Annotated in this window: 19 protein-coding genes and 1 other RNA gene; 8 read left to right on the plus strand and 12 right to left on the minus strand. The window is 55.5% G+C overall.

Features of this window, described 5'->3' with window-relative positions:
- Window positions 1-62: 62 nt before the first annotated feature.
- The 4 genes from cobA to HZB29_10975 form a co-directional block, all read right to left on the minus strand.
- Entirely contained in the window at window positions 63-1,655 is a 1,593-nt protein-coding gene (gene cobA / locus HZB29_10960) for a uroporphyrinogen-III C-methyltransferase (GenBank protein MBI5816113.1), read from the minus strand.
- A 33-nt stretch (window positions 1,656-1,688) separates the two neighbouring features.
- An RNA gene (rnpB, locus tag HZB29_10965) (RNase P RNA component class A) lies at window positions 1,689-2,093 on the minus strand.
- 7 nt (window positions 2,094-2,100) lie between these two features.
- Entirely contained in the window at window positions 2,101-2,829 is a 729-nt protein-coding gene (locus HZB29_10970) for a hypothetical protein (protein MBI5816114.1), read from the minus strand.
- A gap of 168 nt (window positions 2,830-2,997) precedes the next feature.
- Window positions 2,998-3,954, minus strand: a complete 957-nt coding sequence (locus HZB29_10975; GenBank protein MBI5816115.1) for a chemotaxis protein CheV — start codon at window positions 3,952-3,954, stop codon at window positions 2,998-3,000.
- Window positions 3,955-4,118: 164 nt separating this feature from the next.
- Between HZB29_10975 and amrB the strand changes: the two genes are divergently transcribed.
- A complete protein-coding gene (amrB, locus tag HZB29_10980) occupies window positions 4,119-4,940 on the plus strand; it encodes an AmmeMemoRadiSam system protein B (GenBank protein ID MBI5816116.1) in 822 nt (273 codons plus the stop codon).
- Between the two features lie 10 nt (window positions 4,941-4,950).
- Here amrB and HZB29_10985 read toward each other — a convergent pair whose 3' ends face one another.
- From HZB29_10985 to HZB29_11005, 5 genes are all read right to left on the minus strand, one after another.
- The gene (locus tag HZB29_10985) at window positions 4,951-5,208 is read right to left on the minus strand and encodes a type II toxin-antitoxin system RelE/ParE family toxin (protein ID MBI5816117.1); all 258 of its coding nucleotides are present in this window, start codon (window positions 5,206-5,208) and stop codon (window positions 4,951-4,953) included.
- Entirely contained in the window at window positions 5,198-5,407 is a 210-nt protein-coding gene (locus HZB29_10990; protein ID MBI5816118.1) for a ribbon-helix-helix protein, CopG family, read from the minus strand. Before HZB29_10990 ends, HZB29_10985 begins: the two co-directional genes overlap by 11 nt.
- A 66-nt stretch (window positions 5,408-5,473) precedes the next feature.
- Window positions 5,474-6,640 (minus strand): hypothetical protein, encoded by a 1,167-nt coding sequence (locus tag HZB29_10995; GenBank protein ID MBI5816119.1) that lies wholly within the window; start codon window positions 6,638-6,640, stop codon window positions 5,474-5,476.
- A complete protein-coding gene (locus tag HZB29_11000; GenBank protein MBI5816120.1) occupies window positions 6,637-7,524 on the minus strand; it encodes a FecR domain-containing protein in 888 nt (295 codons plus the stop codon). The genes HZB29_10995 and HZB29_11000 overlap by 4 nt, the downstream gene beginning before the upstream one ends.
- Before the next feature lie 20 nt (window positions 7,525-7,544).
- Window positions 7,545-8,924, minus strand: a complete 1,380-nt coding sequence (locus tag HZB29_11005; protein ID MBI5816121.1) for a PKD domain-containing protein — start codon at window positions 8,922-8,924, stop codon at window positions 7,545-7,547.
- A 347-nt stretch (window positions 8,925-9,271) separates the two neighbouring features.
- Here HZB29_11005 and HZB29_11010 point away from each other — a divergent pair, with 347 nt between their 5' ends.
- From HZB29_11010 to HZB29_11020, 3 genes are read left to right on the plus strand one after another with little or no spacing between them, the layout of a single operon-like run.
- Complete coding sequence (locus HZB29_11010) at window positions 9,272-9,547, plus strand: hypothetical protein (GenBank protein ID MBI5816122.1); 276 nt, start codon at window positions 9,272-9,274, stop codon at window positions 9,545-9,547.
- Window positions 9,547-9,876, plus strand: a complete 330-nt coding sequence (locus HZB29_11015; GenBank protein ID MBI5816123.1) for a cell division protein ZapA — start codon at window positions 9,547-9,549, stop codon at window positions 9,874-9,876. The genes HZB29_11010 and HZB29_11015 overlap by 1 nt, the downstream gene beginning before the upstream one ends.
- Before the next feature lie 49 nt (window positions 9,877-9,925).
- Window positions 9,926-10,336 (plus strand): hemerythrin family protein, encoded by a 411-nt coding sequence (locus HZB29_11020; GenBank protein MBI5816124.1) that lies wholly within the window; start codon window positions 9,926-9,928, stop codon window positions 10,334-10,336.
- 130 nt (window positions 10,337-10,466) lie between these two features.
- On the opposite strand, the gene HZB29_11025 is transcribed toward HZB29_11020, so the two are convergent.
- Window positions 10,467-11,048, minus strand: a complete 582-nt coding sequence (locus tag HZB29_11025) for an outer membrane beta-barrel protein (GenBank protein MBI5816125.1) — start codon at window positions 11,046-11,048, stop codon at window positions 10,467-10,469.
- A gap of 114 nt (window positions 11,049-11,162) precedes the next feature.
- On the minus strand, window positions 11,163-11,393 hold the full coding sequence (locus HZB29_11030; protein MBI5816126.1) for a helix-turn-helix transcriptional regulator: 231 nt from the start codon (window positions 11,391-11,393) through the stop codon (window positions 11,163-11,165).
- Window positions 11,394-11,743: 350 nt separating this feature from the next.
- Between HZB29_11030 and leuB the strand changes: the two genes are divergently transcribed.
- The 3 genes from leuB (at window position 11,744) to HZB29_11045 (ending at window position 13,444) form a co-directional block, all read left to right on the plus strand.
- Window positions 11,744-12,817: a 3-isopropylmalate dehydrogenase gene (gene leuB / locus HZB29_11035; GenBank protein ID MBI5816127.1), complete on the plus strand. Its 1,074-nt coding sequence runs from the start codon at window positions 11,744-11,746 to the stop codon at window positions 12,815-12,817.
- A 62-nt stretch (window positions 12,818-12,879) separates the two neighbouring features.
- The gene (locus HZB29_11040) at window positions 12,880-13,116 is read left to right on the plus strand and encodes a hypothetical protein (GenBank protein MBI5816128.1); all 237 of its coding nucleotides are present in this window, start codon (window positions 12,880-12,882) and stop codon (window positions 13,114-13,116) included.
- Complete coding sequence (locus HZB29_11045) at window positions 13,109-13,444, plus strand: type II toxin-antitoxin system PemK/MazF family toxin (GenBank protein ID MBI5816129.1); 336 nt, start codon at window positions 13,109-13,111, stop codon at window positions 13,442-13,444. Before HZB29_11040 ends, HZB29_11045 begins: the two co-directional genes overlap by 8 nt.
- A 27-nt stretch (window positions 13,445-13,471) precedes the next feature.
- On the opposite strand, the gene HZB29_11050 is transcribed toward HZB29_11045, so the two are convergent.
- A complete protein-coding gene (locus HZB29_11050) occupies window positions 13,472-13,996 on the minus strand; it encodes an SRPBCC family protein (protein ID MBI5816130.1) in 525 nt (174 codons plus the stop codon).
- Window positions 13,997-14,089: 93 nt separating this feature from the next.
- Between HZB29_11050 and HZB29_11055 the strand changes: the two genes are divergently transcribed.
- Window positions 14,090-14,647 carry a SocA family protein gene (locus HZB29_11055; GenBank protein ID MBI5816131.1) on the plus strand — a complete coding sequence of 186 codons (558 nt, stop codon included), beginning with the start codon at window positions 14,090-14,092 and terminating at the stop codon, window positions 14,645-14,647.
- The last annotated feature ends 296 nt before the right edge of the window (window positions 14,648-14,943 follow it).

The following is a 14,943-nucleotide window of genomic DNA, read 5'->3' on the forward strand; positions in this document are numbered from 1 at the left end:
CCATGGCACGCTCAATCCCTTCCACTTGAGAAAAGAATTTGAAAAAATACTCAGGAGGCTTTTTAATGAGTTATGGGCCAATGAACCATGAGGCGAAAATCCACGCCCCCTTCGGTTACCTTTTCCCGTGAGGCAACGCGTCCGGCAAAATGCCTCTCAATGGCCGCCGCCAGCGCCTCGGTGGTGAAGTCCGAAGGTTCGATCACGGGGTTCAGCCCTTTGCCGCGCGCGGTCTGGGATGTTATGGGGCCTATGGAGGCCACCGTCACCCCGTTCATAAGCTTTGCCGCCCCTTCGCCGAACATCTCCATGAAGTTCGTCACCGTGGATGACGACGTGAACGTCACCGCGTCCACCTCGCCGTTCTCGAACATCTTGCGCATCTTCTCCGTCCGCCCGGCAGGTTTGACTGTGACATAAGTTTCCGCGACGGTGACGGACGCCCCCATCTTCTCCAACTGCTCGGGCAGAACCTCTCGCGCCACTTTGGCCCGGGGGACAAGGAATTTTTTCCCTTTCACCTCGCCGGCCCCGAGCGCCTCTATAATCCCTTCGGCGCGGTATTCAGCCGGGACCACGTCCACCCGCACTCCCATGTTCTCTATCGCCTCGGCCGTCTTTGGCCCGATGGCGCAAACTTTGAGCCCCTTCAATTCACGCACGTCCGCACAGCGTTCACGCAGCCGTTTTACAAAATGCTTCACACCGTTCACCGACGTGAACACTATCCAGTCAAACTCGGAAAGTTTTTCAAGCGCCGCGTCCAGACTGTCCCAGCTTGGCGGATCCTCCGTCTGTATCGTCGGAAACTCGATCACCTCCGCGCCGGACTTGGCCAGCCGCTCCGCGAATCCGGAGGCCTGCTCCCGCGCGCGCGTCACCACGATTTTTTTGCCGAACAGGGGCTTGGTCTCAAACCAGTCCAGCTCCGGCTTTAATCCCACAACGTCGCCGACGACGGTGATGGCGGGGGCCTTGATCCCGGCCTTCTGGACGATTTCCACAATCGTCTCCAGAGTGCCTGTGACGGTCCTCTGCTCCGGCCAGGTGCCTCTGCGGATCACCGCCACCGGGGTCTGCGCAGAACGGCCATTCTTGACGAGGTTGGACACTATGTTCGGAAGGTTTTTAATCCCCATGAAGAACACCAGTGTGCCGATGCCGGTGGAAATCTTGTCCCAATATATGTTCGAATCATCCTTTGTGGGGTCCTCATGCCCCGTGACGAAGGCCACCGTGGCGGTGAAATCCCTGTGGGTGAGCGGAATGCCAGAATACGCCGCCGCCGCCACACCGGCGGTGACACCCGGGACCACTTCGTACTCCAGCCCCGCGCGGACAAGCTCCTGCGCTTCTTCGCCACCCCGGCCAAAGATGAAAGGATCGCCCCCTTTGAGCCGCGCCACGGACTTGCCTTTGCGGCAGCGGTCCACAAGCAGCGCGTTGATCTCCTCCTGGCTCATGGTGTGGTCTCCCCCCATCTTGCCCACATACACGATCTCCGCGTCCGGCCGGGCGTACTCTATGAATTTGGGGTTGGCAAGGTAGTCATACACCACCACGTCGGCGGTCTCGATAAGCTGCTTTCCCTTGACGGTCAGAAGACCCGGATCCCCCGGGCCCGCGCCGATAAGATAGACGATACCTTCGATCATGTCCGAAATTATTTCCATTGTAAGTTAAATAAAACGAAGAGGCTGGTTGTAAGCCGGATTCTGTACCCGTCCCCGAAAGGATGGATGACGGCCATTCCTCTAGCCGCGCCGTTGCCGGAGCGGTCATAAGCGGCCAACCCGGAAGCTTTCGGCGGGCAGCCTTATGCCCCGGCGTTAACCGGGGCGCGCCTCCCTATTCGGCCTTGCGCCAGGCGGGGCTTGCCGTGCCGGCGGTGTCGCCATCGCCGCGGTGAGCTCTTACCTCGCCATTTCACCCTTGCCGCCGGGCCTTGCGGCGCCGGTTTGGCGGTATGCTTTCTGTTGCGCTTTCCCTGGGGTCACCCCCGCTCTCCGTTAAAGAGCGCCTTGCCCTGTGGCGTCCGGACTTTCCTCCCGCCCGCCTTTATGAAGCGGGCCAGCGGCCGTCCCCCAGCCTCTTCAACTGTTATTGTACAGCCTTTTCGCTCTCTTCGGCCTCATGATATATAAAGCGGCTGCAATGGGGGCATTTGTATATATCGTCCGTGGTGCGCAATTGGTAATAAAGCTGCGGCGGCACCATCTGGTTGCAGCCCTGGCACAGCCTTTCCGTCACCAGCGCAACGCCGAGCCCGTCCCGCGCCTTTTGCACCCGTTCATAGTCCGACAGCACTGTGGCGGATATCCCGCCCACAACGCCGTCCCTTTCGCTTTTCACCTTGTCTATGATCCGCGAAAGCTCGGCCATGGCCGCTTCTTTTTCTGTCTTCACCACGTTGAATTTCACTTCCTCGGCCTTCACGCGCTCTTCAAGCGGCTTGCGCAGCGCCCCTAAGTCCTCCATTTTCATCATAAGCTCAAGCTGGGCGTCTTCCAGTTCCTTGATCTTCTGCTCGAAAGTCTCCACCTCTTTTAGCGCGGCGCGGTATTCCACGTTCGTCTTAAGGTTGGGCAGTTTCCCCTTGGACTTGGCGATGCTGTCCTTGGCCGTCTCCACCTCGCGCTCCAGCTCCCTTCTTTTCTTTTTGTCCTCGTCCACGGACGTGTCGAAAACCGTAAGGCGCGACTTGGCCTCTTCAAGGGTTGCCCCGTGGCGGTTTATTTCTTCAGGGAGGGATTTTAGAATGGCGGACTTTCGGGCTATTTCAGTGTCGAGTTTTTGCAGGCGTACAAGCCGTTCAAGATCGGCGTTCATTTCTCTTTCATCTTAAGCAGTCCCGGCCGTGTTTGCGCCGGACCGTTGATTGTTGATCATAAAAAACGGATTCTATCAGAATCCGGGGGCGATTCAAAGGGGCGGTCTGAAAAAATATGGTGGAGAACGGGGAAAGGCTGGCAGGTGAGGATAGTCCGGAATCCGCCGTCATTCCTTGCCCAGGCAGAAGCGGTCGAGCATATGCACAAGGTCGCCTATCTCAAGCTTGTTGAGCCATGCGTCGGCTCCCACGGTCTTGCACTTGTTTATCATCTGCTCGTTTATCAGCGAGGAGAATATCACCACCGGCAGGTTCTTCAGGCCAAGTTCCTCTTTCACATGGCGGCACACGGTCAGCCCGTCCATCTGCGGCATCTCCACGTCCGTCACCAGCGCGGCTATATAGTCCGTGATGGGTTTGCCCTCGCTTTTGGACTTTGCGGCCAGGTTGGCCACCAGCTCGAACGCCTCCCGGCCGTTGTCAAAGCTTGTTATGTTCGTATAGCCAACTTCCTTGGCCACGGAAACGGTCTTGGCGCGGACTATCGGGGAGTCCTCCGCCAGCACGATGTGCTTTGCCTCCCGCTCGTGGTGCCGTTCGCCTAGGTTGGTGGCGTGCTTGGGATCTTCCTCCTCGTGGTACACAAGCCGCGTGGCGGGATATATGTCCGCGAGGATGTGCTCCAGGTCGATCAGAAGTATGTTCCGCTTGTTGATGGTCACCGACGATGTCACCGCCGGGCGGTGCTGGGCGATGATCGGCGGCAGCGGCGTCACGTCCGACCACGAGCAGCGGTGGATCTGGTTTATCCCGTCCACCAGGAATCCGTTCGTAAGGTTGTTGAACGAGCAGACCATCACAACCCGCAGCCTTTCATCCTGGTCTTTCATCGGCACGTCCAGGTGCTTGGCCAGGTTGATCAGGGTGATGGTCGAATCGCGAAGGATGAAAACGCCCATCACCGAAGGATAGGCCTGCGGCACCGCGGAGACCGACTTGGGGTTGTACGTCAGGATTTCCCTGACCTTGGAAACGTTCACCCCATAGCTTTGCTTGTCGATCATGAACTCGATGATTTCGACTTCGTTCGTGCCGCTTTCCAGCAGTATTTCCGATTTGCTCATCTGCCCCATCATGAAAAGAAAGGTCTTAGGCTAAAATCGCCTTAAGCAAGGATACAACTTTTATCCATTATAAACCAGATATATCAAGGTTTCTTGACATGGAAGCTTCCCGGGTTGAATATAACCCTAGGGGTGTGCGCAGCAATCGGGAGAATGGTGGTCTTATGACAATCCGGGAACCGGCCGTCGCGGGATTCTTCTACCCAGCGTCCAAAAGGGACATCGAAAGCCAGATCGCTTCTTTTGACACGGGGGGGGCTGCTCCGGTGGCGGCATATGGAGCGGTGGTCCCCCACGCGGGATACCGCTATTCCGGGCTGGTGGCCGCCAAGGTGTATTCAAGGATAAAACCGCGCGGCTCCATCATCCTTATGGGTCCCAACCACGGCGCGGGGAGAAACTATGAGCCTCCTCCGCCCGTGGCGATAATGGCCGAAGGGGAATGGGTCCTGCCCGGAGGGAAGCTGCCGATAGACGCAGAACTTGCCCAGGCGCTCCTGGACGAGACGGACCTTTTGACGGACGCTCCCTGGGCGCATGAATTGGAACACTCGCTGGAAGTGCAGCTGCCGTTCATAATGCACTATTCCGGCAAGGTAAGCTTCGCTCCGATCATCATTTCGCACCTGTCCGCGGAGGAGGTCGTATCTGTTTCCGAAGGGATATACCGGGGGCTGGAAAAATACGGCAAGCCGGTGACCCTTGTGGCCAGCACCGATTTTTCCCACTACATTCCGCACGAGAAGGCCAGGGAGCAGGACCATAAGGCCATCGAACGGATATTGGCCATGGACGGGTTTGGTCTTTTGAAGGTGGTGGCCGAGGAGAGGATATCCATGTGCGGCTGCCAGCCGACGGCGGTGGTCATCGAGGTGTGCAAAAAGCTCGGGGCGAAAAAGGCCGAACTTGTGGACTACAGGACCTCCGGCGACTCAAGCGGGGACTATTCCTCCGTGGTGGGATACGGCGGGCTGATAATCACCTAGCCGGTTTGGATCACCGGTACACATCCTTTCTGTGGCCGATTCTCACGACCAATAAGGAATCGGCGTCCACTATCGTGTAAATCACCCGGTAGGGCCAGACCTCGTAACGATTGAGCCCTTTCCATTTGCCTTTGAGCGCCTTGCCTTTGGCGGCTGGATCCAAGGCCAGGTCGCCCTCTATTTTGTCCATTATTTTCAACCGGGCGGGACGGTCAATGGCATTCAGGTCTTTTCCGACCGATTCCTTGTATGTGACTTTATAGGCCAACGCGCTTTCTCATCTCGCGCGCCGGGACAGACTTGTCCGCATGGTCGCGCAAACGGCTCAGACCTATTTCGTAGTCCTCGTTCTCATCCAGATAACGGCGCAGGGCCTCTTTCATATAGTGGCTTTTAGTCCGGTGGGTCTTTTTCGCCAGTTCCTCAAGCCGGGCTTCCAGCTCTTTGTCCAAACGCACGGCCAGCATGGCTCCTCCCTGTATTGCATGTATCGCAAGTATAACATGTTCCCGCGCAAGGGGGCGGGGGAGCCGCTAGAATCCGAACACCACCGCCGTGTCCAGGTTGAACACGTTATAGTCCGCGTCGGTGGGGGAGAATGTGTCCTGCTTGTCGGCGACGCGGCTGTAGCGCAGCTTCACGGTGACAAAGCTGTCCAGCGTAAAGTGCCAGGCAAGCCCGGGTTCGACGTATATCTTCCGCCGGCCCGCGTCATACAGTCCTTCGCCCGCCGAATAGCCGTTGGCGGCCACCTGGCGGTATCCGGCAACCCCCGTGAAAGTGAACTCGTCCGAATACCTGTAAACGTTGTTCACGAATATCTGGAATGAATTGCTGTTGGAATTGCCGGTCTCGGGTTTAAGGCTCCCGCCGTCGGAAAGCGATTCGTTTTTCCCCTGTATGCTCATCAGCGCGCCGATTGCGGTGTCGAAATTCTCTTCCCATTTGGCCACATAGCGCGCTTCCACGCTGAATATGTCCCCGGAGCGGAAGGTGTCCTGCCCGGCGGACTTGTCCTTGCCGAACGTGTTGTAAATGAGCGTAAGGATCACAAAATCCCCTTCTCGCACCTTAGCCATGCCGTTTAACATGAGCATAAGCCTGTCGCCAGGGTCGAAATTGTCCCCGTCCGTGTCAGGGGCGGGATCATATTCCCCCATGAATGTGTATTTCGCGCCGGCTCCGACGGACAGCGAGTCCGACTGCATGGCCGCCAGGAAATAGGGGCCCACGTTAAGCCCGGTCCCGTAAGTGTTCACAAGCATCAGGTCCTGGTTGATGTCGTCAACGATCAGCTTGGTCATCTGGCTTGTGGTGTATCCGCGCTTGCCGGTGGGCAGATTCAAGTCCAGCCCGGCGCGCAGCGAGTAATTGTCCCACTTGAAGTTGTAATGCCCGCCGACGTTCGTGTCCGTCAGCGTGGAGATGTCCAGGTTGCCGCTCTGGGCGCTGTTTATCCTGTAACTGGTCTTGGCGAAGTTTCCGGTGACGGCGCCCCCCCAATTGCTGGTCTCATAGGCCGCCTGGGCCAGGCCCACCGTCTGGTTCCCCTTCCCCCCGGTGTCCGAGGACTCCCAAACGCCGTGATTGGCGGAAAGGGTCACAAGCCACGGTCTGGCCTCCTTGGCCTCCTGCGCATTGGCGAACGAGGGGAATAATGAAAAAAGAACGGCGCAAAGTGTCAGGCTGTGTTTCATCATTTGACGTTTATCTTGATTATTACTGGAGTTAATCCCGCGCCGGCCGCGCCGCCTCCCGAGGAACCGCCCCCAGCGCATGTGGGGCACTGGTATAACTGCGTGTCCAGGTCCTCAAGGGTCTTGGCCCCGCCTGGATTGGTGGTCACAGGAGGCGTCACATGACGGCTTAAATTATCTATCAAAACATCCTGGAACAGAGGCATGCCTCCTCCCGCGGATGGCTGGCCGGTAACGCTGAACGGAATCACCCGGTTGAGGAATTGCAGCCGTTCCGGATCAATCGGGAAGGGGAGGGCCGGCTGCTGGCCGGTGGTCACCGTGGTGCGGAACTGCGCGTTGAGCAACACGGTGGTGCGGCTCGGATCTCCGCCGATGACATACACCTGCCCCGCTTGCCCTTCGGAGCCGAGCAGGTCCACATTGGTTGTGTCCCCGTCCGCCTCCACCACAAATGGCGGAGTGCCCCCAACGCCAGCGATGGCGGCCTTGGTGTGGTATTCGAACTTGGATTCCTTGGACGCAAGTTTGCTCACGGCGGACTTCACCCTGCCGAACGACAGTCCGAATATCGAGAAAGTGGAGCCGCGTTCGTTACGGCGCAGGCTTTTTATGGTCAGGTCGGAGCTTTTGTCCACCCGGATGAGGTTGCCGGTGTCCATCTCTATCTCCACCACGCCGCTTTTGCTCGTGGTCACCCTGTCACCCTCGGCGAAAGCTGTCCCTTTGACCACACTTTCCTGTTTCCCGTCCGCGAGCCTCACGACGAAAACGTCCCCCTGGACGAACTTGGCCGTGGCCTTGATTGGCTCGGCGGAGGCGGCGTAGCAAAAAGCCGTAACGAAAAACATCGCCAATACAGTGGAAGTTAATAGTCGCTTGAGCATATTCCAATCCATTCCTGTGATTAACATCCTGTCGCAACGGACGTAAATGTCACTGTGTTCACGCCTCCCCCAGTATCCGATGCGCTGCATTTGAACGTCACCGAATCATAAACAAAGTTGCCAAACTCGGTACTGATGTCCCAATCCGTGAGGTAACCTGCGGTCAGGACATAATTGGAAGGGCCGTAGGTCGATTGCCAGTCCGTTGCGGAAGCCTCCAAATTATACGAGATAGTATCCCCATCGGCGTCCGTGGCCGAGCAAATAAACTGGAAATATGTCGGTATGCAGGAAGTTGAGGCCGCAAGCGCCGTCCATCCCCCAAACCCTCCGCACACACCGTTGACCGGAGCTATACTGCACCTGTTAACCGTGAACGAACTGATTACCGGCGAATTGTTCACCCGTGAGACGCTCGCGACGGATATCGCCACGCTTCCATAATCATTCGCCCCTTCATCGTCGGCCGCGGAGCAGGATATTGTTTTGTCCCCCCCGGATGAGACGGTGTAGATTGCCGAAGGCCCGCTGGCGCTCCATCCAGCGCCGTCCGACCAGGAATATGAAACAGTGTCGCCGTCCGGATCAGTGGCGTCGCAAGCAAGATAAATAGTATCGCCGATTTCCGCCGACGCCGCGCTTGCCGAAACGCTGTGGATCACAGGAGGATTGTTCGCCACCGAAACGCCAACGCTCCCGGTGGTGACCCCGCCGCGCCCGTCGTCCACCGTCAAACTCACCGTGTACGAGCCGGAATGGCTCGCCGTAAATGTCACGGACGGCCCGGAGCCGCTTATAGAGCCGCCGCCGCCGTTCCATTGATAGCTTAAAGAGTCATCGTCCAGGTCCGATACGTCCGCCGTGATGGACACCGGGCTGTTCTTCCCGGCGCTGGAAGGCGAAGCCGAGAGGCTGTTTATCGCCGGCGCGGAGTTGATGACAAGATCGAAATTAAACTCCGGCGATGAGCCGGCCGAAATATCCGCAATCACGCTTCCGGTGAATGAAAGGCCGATATTCGTGGTGACCAGAAGATCGAACCTGCGCACACCCGGGGTCATGTACACCACCGCCGTAAGCGAATCGAGCGGGATGGAGACGTATATCGTTTCCATATCGTCCCCGGATATGGCGAGTATCATGCCAGTCACATATGACGGCAGGGCGCGGGTGGCGTTTGAGGAATTTATCGTTCGTTCCAGCGTTCTGCCCACGGCTTCCGGGAAAGTGACGCTTATGGCCAGGTCGCTTTTGAACTTTTCGCCGGTGGACTCTGATTTGGGCGCCGGGCTGGACAGGCCGCCACACGATGATATGACTACGGCAAGCGATAACGCCGCTATAAATTGCGTTAAATGGCCAAACTGCCGCCACGAGACTGCGTTGTCAACTCGCCCCATGTCCCCTCATTACGATGTTGCGCTAAAATTAACTTATTTCATGGTGTTCTGTATAGACAAAAGTCCAGTATTTCACATTTTATTGTAATCATTTGATGAAGGTTTGAATGAAAGCGCGATCATGGACGCCCTGATGTCCTTCGCCGGGAGTTTGGAACTGCGGCGCCGCAACTTATCCGTCCAAAATTATTTAATGCGTCCGCGGGCCTGTTTTATAAAAACCCTTGCGTTTTTCATCGTGCGAAGCTTAGTATATATTCTACTATGATTCAAGCAGATAAGCGGCGTCCACGAACATAGAACTTCAACTGCCGGATTGACGAGTTTACAGCATGGATTTTTCCGCCTTGGAGAAGGTTGAAGACAAGCTTACGTTTCTCTTCTCATACATCAGCGGGCTCAAGGAGGAGAACAGGGAGCTTAAGCGAAAAGTCTATTCGCTGGAACTCAATCTAGCCCAGGCGAAGTCCGCCGCCGCCCCCGAAGGTCTGAAGACCAAACACTCATCCCTCATAGAAGAGCGTGACAGGCTGATGATGGAGCGGGAACTTATCAGGAAAAAGATGGAAACGCTCATTTCCCGCATAGACAACATAATCGAAGAGGAGCGGGCGGCCAGTTGATGGAACCCTCAACGGTGAAAGTGAACGTTTACGGGCGGGAATACCCGATAAAAAGCGCGCGGGACCCGCATCTGACGCAGGAATACGCCGCGTTCGTGGACGCGAAGATGAAAGAGGCCGGGGCCAAGAGCGGCTCATTCGACCAGATGCGCATAGCGATCCTCGCCCTCATGCAGATCACCCACGAGCTTTTCACCCTGCGCGCCCAGGTGGAAAAGGAGGGGGGCGAATACGAGAAAAGGATGGGGCGGCTGTTGGAGAAAATCGAATCGTCCATGAGCCGGGGGGGGATTCAGACCATGATCGGGGAAGAGGAAGGGGCCGGTTGATATATTCCAGCCCGGGCCGGCGGTTTAAATAACGGTTCAATGACATGTCATGAAAAACGTACAGTACGTTATATGGAATGATTCCTATTCTGTCGGCGTGGCCGCGATTGACTCCCAGCATCAGCAGGTGCTAAAGATACTGAACACTCTCCATTCCTCCAGCATAGGCGATGGCTGCGCCAAAGACCTGGAAAACTGCATGCTCAAGCTTTGGATATTCACTGTGACGCATTTCCAGTATGAGGAGACCCTTCTGAGGCTTCTCCACTATGAAAAGATCGGGGAGCATGTGAAACTCCATGAATGGATGAAAAGGGAAACCCGCCGCCACCTGGACGATGTGAAGTCGGGAAAGGGCGATTTCCTGGAGACGTTGCATTTTGTCAAGGAGTGGTGGATAAAGCATATCAACGAAGAGGACAGGCAGTACGCCGCGCTGGCCGCTTCGCTTGAATTATAGCGCGCAAGCTGGACGGCCTGCTGGCGCATGTTCAAGGCGCCAGCGCCTTCTCCATTCTGGTTGATACAGTCAGCGGACTTGCCGTCACGGGGACGGCCCCCCCGGACCGATGGGCCAAAGTCCGCTTAAATCAGAAGTTCACCCCCAGCACTATCCCGGCCTGGTTGTAGTTTGCGCTCATGGCCCCACCGAGCAGGTCGTAGCTTGAGCCGGTGAGGGTCCTGTAGTCTATGCCGATGTTGAAAACGCCCACCCTCATAAGCAGTCCGGCGTTCAAAAGGTAGCCGGTGGCCGTGGCCGAGCCGCTGGTGGACACTCCGCTCTCGCTTCCGCTCACTTCCGATTTGATCGTGGAGATCGCCACGCTGGCGTACGGGGTGAACACCGGGAACATGTCCATGTACTGCCGCAGGCCGACGTACATTTCAGTGTGATTGGTGTCTATGGCGATGGAGTATCCCTTCGCGACGGTCTTTCCGCTGTCCCTCCCGCTGGAGGCGCCAATAAGCAGGTGCGTGGGCAAAAGGCCCAGCCGCAGGTCCGCCTCGATCCCGTATGCCGGGAGATCGTGGAAGTCGTCCTGCCAGTTTTCCATGCTCTTCTGGCTGTAGATCAGGTTGAGGTTGAGAGCGTTGAACGCGGCCGCTTTGGAAGCGAACACGGCGAGAAACAGAGCGGCAAAGGCCACAGTCAGAATATTTGCGCGTTTCACACTCTTTTCCTTTCAGTTTAAATTAGGTGACCGTTCAACAAGCCTGGCCAGACTTGTCCGTCGCCTTATGTTTTGCTGGAATCTGGACGTATAATTGAATCTGGCCCAACGTGATCAACTCGCCGAGGGGCCGAACACCTTGTCCTTGTCGTCCACTTTAAGGCCCAGCGCTTCGAGTATCTTGCGCTGGGTGTCCACCCGGCAGACCTCGCCGCGCTCGATCCGGTTTAGCGTCTGCACCGAAATGCCGGCCTTGCGCGCCAGTTCGGCCTTGGACATCATCAGGTTGTCCCTGTGATCTTTCACTCTGTTCGGCGATTTTGGTTTCTTATTGTTTTGTGACATTGTTTGCCAATAATAAAAGTCCGGAATAAACGAATTAACTGCGACCTTCCACCATCCAACTTCGGATATATCGTCAGATAATTCGCTAGCAATGTCAAGATAATTAAAGGCTAGTTAGATGCCTTTGTTAGTCTAAATATGCAGTAATTTCAAGTAATTATGATATCGAATGGATATTATTTCTTTAAAATACAGCAGGTTGCGCCAATTAAGTGATTACTTCGCATTGATATCGCAACATGTTGATATATATGGATTATCATGTGCACCGCCGGTTTTCTAATTTGATATTGCTTCTTTTATCAGTGTATTGATACACTTTGATTTCCTTAAGTTCAATGGAGTTTATGATGACGATTAAAATTGCGATGCTTGCCGGTGACGGGATCGGGCCGGAGGTAATGGCCGAAGCGGAAAAGGTCCTGTTGCGGCTGGACAATAAATACAGCCTTGGCGTCACCATCGAAAAAGCGCTGGTGGGTGGATGCGCCTATGACGAATACAAGACTCCATTGCCGGACCACACGCTAAAGCTTGCCAAAGAGGCGGACGCGGTGTTGCTTGGCGCGGTGGGGGGGACGAAATGGGACGGGCTGGACTATGCCTCCCGGCCGGAGAAGGCGCTGCTGGGATTGCGGGGCGAGCTGGACCTGTATGCCAACCTGCGCCCGGCGAAGGTCTATCCCGCGCTGGTGGACGCCTCCACCCTCAAGCGCGAGGTGGTGGAAGGGGTGGACATAATGGTTGTCCGCGAGCTTGTGGGGGGGATATATTTCGGCAAACCCAAGGGGGTCGAAAAGCTCCCCAACGGAGACGAAAAAGGATTCAACACCGAAGTTTACACAACTCCGGAGATCGCCCGCATCGCCAAGGTGGCGTTCGAAGTGGCCCGCAAGCGCGGCGGAAAAGTCTGTTCGGTGGACAAGGCCAACGTGCTCGAATCCTCCGGACTGTGGCGCAAGGTGGTCAACGAAGTCCACAAGGATTATCCCGGCGTGGAGCTTTCCCACATGTACGTGGACAACTGCGCCATGCAGCTTATCCGCAACCCGAAACAGTTCGACGTGATCGTGACCACCAACATTTTCGGCGACATTCTTTCGGACGAGGCATCCATGCTCACCGGGTCGATAGGAATGCTGCCGTCGGCCTCGTTGTGCGGCAAAAAGGGGATGTATGAGCCGATCCACGGCTCCGCCCCGGACATCGCCGGGAAGGGGCTTGCCAATCCCATCGCCACCATACTTTCAGTGGCCATGATGCTCCAGTACACCTTTGACAAGGGGGACGCGGCGAGGGACATAGAGACTGCGGTTCAAAAGGCCCTGGACGGAGGGTATAGGACCGGCGACATTTATTCGGAAGGGACCAAACGCATCGGCACGAAGGAGATGGGCGAAGTGATATTAAAGGCGATAGGGTGAGGACAGGCGCAAATGGCGTTATGGTATAATCATTTCGTTACTGGAAGAGAAATGCAAGCGCCATGAAAACGATAAGGACCACCGGTGTTGTTTCCGGGCCCAACCTCCTGCGGCTGGACGCCGATCTTCCAATGCCGTCTCCCGGCAGGGTGCGGGTCATCGTGCTTGTCGACGAAAAGAATGAATATCTGGAAAAGGATTGGCTGAAAATGGCCGCCTCAAATCCGGTTTTCGCTGATTTGGCCGATTCGTCCGAGGATATTTATTCGTTAAAGGACGGAAAGCGCGTTGATGACTAAGGGGAAAGTCGTCCTGGTTCCATTCCCTTTCGATGATTTGTCCACTCTAAAGGTCAGGCCTGTGGTTTTACTCACCGATCCTATAGGTGAGCATAAACATATTATCGCAGCATTCATCACAAGCAGGCCGATGCCCGAACCTTTGCCTTCAGATATTGTCATCGGTGAAAAGCATCCGGATTTCGCCATTACCGGATTGAAAGTTCCATCCACAATGCGCCTTCACCGGTTGATGACTATTGGCATGGATATGGTCAAAAGGGACCTGGGCCGCATTTCACCAACCCTGATGGCCGAAATTAGGACAAAACTTCTTTCGCTTATTTGATTTGGCAGGTTGTGGAATCATGGAGTTTCAAGAGCCGGCGCTTTGTGACTTGTTTTGCGTCCGCCCCTTTCCTCTGGACATGATCCAGCGCAGCAGTTTCACCCATGGACTCCATGGGTGAGGTTTTGATCCTATGCCCAGTGACATCTCGGCGTTGGCCAGCAAATCTTCCAGCAATGCGTCGTGCAGCGGCCGGATGACTATGCGCCAAAGCAGGGTCGCCATGCCATGGGCGGTCATCTGGATTGTGTGACGTAAAGTGACCTTGCCGCCGCCCGCATCTAGAATCTCGAATCTGTGGAATCCGTCAAAACCGTTCGGACGGGTGAAGCGGAAGGTGATCGAACCGCCGGGGGTATAATTTTCAACGTAATAGCCCATGGGGCCATGGCCGCCAACCGCTCCAACACCAAGCGGACGGTCAAACTTCATCCGGGGCCACGATTGCACCGGCCATAACGAGTCGTTGGGAGACGCCAGAGAATCAATGAGCGCGCCGACCTTGTCCGCCGGGGCGTTTAGCGTCCGCTCATGTATGTTAAGGATGTTCATAAGGTGTCGCCGGCTTGATTCTATAGTCACGATGAGGCATCGTAAGACCTTAAATTATGATAGGATGATACAATAGATTGAGGGAAAAAATCGATGTTTAATGAATGCAAAGTGGCGCAAATGGCCGCCTTTTTCCTGATAAAGCGCGGCGGCTGGATGTCCCACCTGAAATTGATGAAATTGCTTTATCTGGCCGATAGGGAGGCCATGAAGCGGCATGGCGCGCCAATATCTGGCGATAAGTTTGTGTCATTGCAACACGGCCCGGTTTTGTCCCAAACCCTAAACCTCATGGATGGGGATGTCGAATCGTCGCCGAATGGATGGGAAGCATGGATTACAGGCAAAGAAAACCATGAATTATCACTGAACCGGACAAGCGCCCGCAGAGATGATCTGGATGAGTTAAGCGACGCTGATATGGAAGTACTGGAATCTGTATGGGCTGATTTTGGCATGATGGATCGTTGGGCCATCCGGGACTATACCCATACATCGTGTCCCGAATGGAAAGATCCTAACGGCTCATCAATCCCGATTAATAACAAGGATATTTTTATCGCGATCGGCCGGAACGCGGATGAAGCTGAAAGGCTTGCGGAGCAAATAGAAAAAGAAAGGGCGATTGACAAACTTTTTTCCAGTTTATGAGCGTTTTTCTGCCATACGCCAGGGCCACAATTCTTATTCCATCCGGTCCATCCGGCGATCCAGACCGCAAACATCTTTTCATAATCCTCACAGATCCATTTAATATTCCCGGAACCGGATCCAAACAGGTGATATTGGTCAATATCGAGTCTGTCAGGGAGGAACTTTGGTTTGACAAATCATGTTTGCTGGAGACAGGCGACCATCCTTTTATCAAACGTAAAAGTTTTATCGCTTACAGCCGTGTCACCGGCCACTCAAAACCGGCCAGTAGCGGTCACTTGAAAACCGGCCAT

The organism is Nitrospinota bacterium (assembly GCA_016235255.1).
In the GTDB taxonomy this organism is placed as follows: domain Bacteria; phylum Nitrospinota_A; class UBA7883; order UBA7883; family JACRLM01; genus JACRLM01.

Excerpts from the sequence above, each read along its gene's own strand:
- HZB29_11005 (MBI5816121.1), bottom strand. The coding sequence starts at position 8,924 with ATGGGGCGAGTTGACAACGCAGTCTCGTGGCGGCAGTTTGGCCATTTA.
- HZB29_11030 (MBI5816126.1), bottom strand. The coding sequence starts at position 11,393 with ATGTCACAAAACAATAAGAAACCAAAATCGCCGAACAGAGTGAAAGAT.
- HZB29_11045 (MBI5816129.1), top strand. The coding sequence starts at position 13,109 with ATGACTAAGGGGAAAGTCGTCCTGGTTCCATTCCCTTTCGATGATTTG.
- HZB29_11000 (MBI5816120.1), bottom strand. The coding sequence starts at position 7,524 with ATGCTCAAGCGACTATTAACTTCCACTGTATTGGCGATGTTTTTCGTT.
- HZB29_11015 (MBI5816123.1), top strand. The coding sequence starts at position 9,547 with ATGGAACCCTCAACGGTGAAAGTGAACGTTTACGGGCGGGAATACCCG.
- HZB29_10995 (MBI5816119.1), bottom strand. The coding sequence starts at position 6,640 with ATGATGAAACACAGCCTGACACTTTGCGCCGTTCTTTTTTCATTATTC.
- HZB29_11050 (MBI5816130.1), bottom strand. The coding sequence starts at position 13,996 with ATGAACATCCTTAACATACATGAGCGGACGCTAAACGCCCCGGCGGAC.
- HZB29_10970 (MBI5816114.1), bottom strand. The coding sequence starts at position 2,829 with ATGAACGCCGATCTTGAACGGCTTGTACGCCTGCAAAAACTCGACACT.
- cobA (MBI5816113.1), bottom strand. The coding sequence starts at position 1,655 with ATGATCGAAGGTATCGTCTATCTTATCGGCGCGGGCCCGGGGGATCCG.
- leuB (MBI5816127.1), top strand. The coding sequence starts at position 11,744 with ATGACGATTAAAATTGCGATGCTTGCCGGTGACGGGATCGGGCCGGAG.
- HZB29_11055 (MBI5816131.1), top strand. The coding sequence starts at position 14,090 with ATGTTTAATGAATGCAAAGTGGCGCAAATGGCCGCCTTTTTCCTGATA.
- HZB29_10975 (MBI5816115.1), bottom strand. The coding sequence starts at position 3,954 with ATGAGCAAATCGGAAATACTGCTGGAAAGCGGCACGAACGAAGTCGAA.
- HZB29_11020 (MBI5816124.1), top strand. The coding sequence starts at position 9,926 with ATGAAAAACGTACAGTACGTTATATGGAATGATTCCTATTCTGTCGGC.
- amrB (MBI5816116.1), top strand. The coding sequence starts at position 4,119 with ATGACAATCCGGGAACCGGCCGTCGCGGGATTCTTCTACCCAGCGTCC.
- HZB29_11040 (MBI5816128.1), top strand. The coding sequence starts at position 12,880 with ATGAAAACGATAAGGACCACCGGTGTTGTTTCCGGGCCCAACCTCCTG.
- HZB29_10990 (MBI5816118.1), bottom strand. The coding sequence starts at position 5,407 with ATGCTGGCCGTGCGTTTGGACAAAGAGCTGGAAGCCCGGCTTGAGGAA.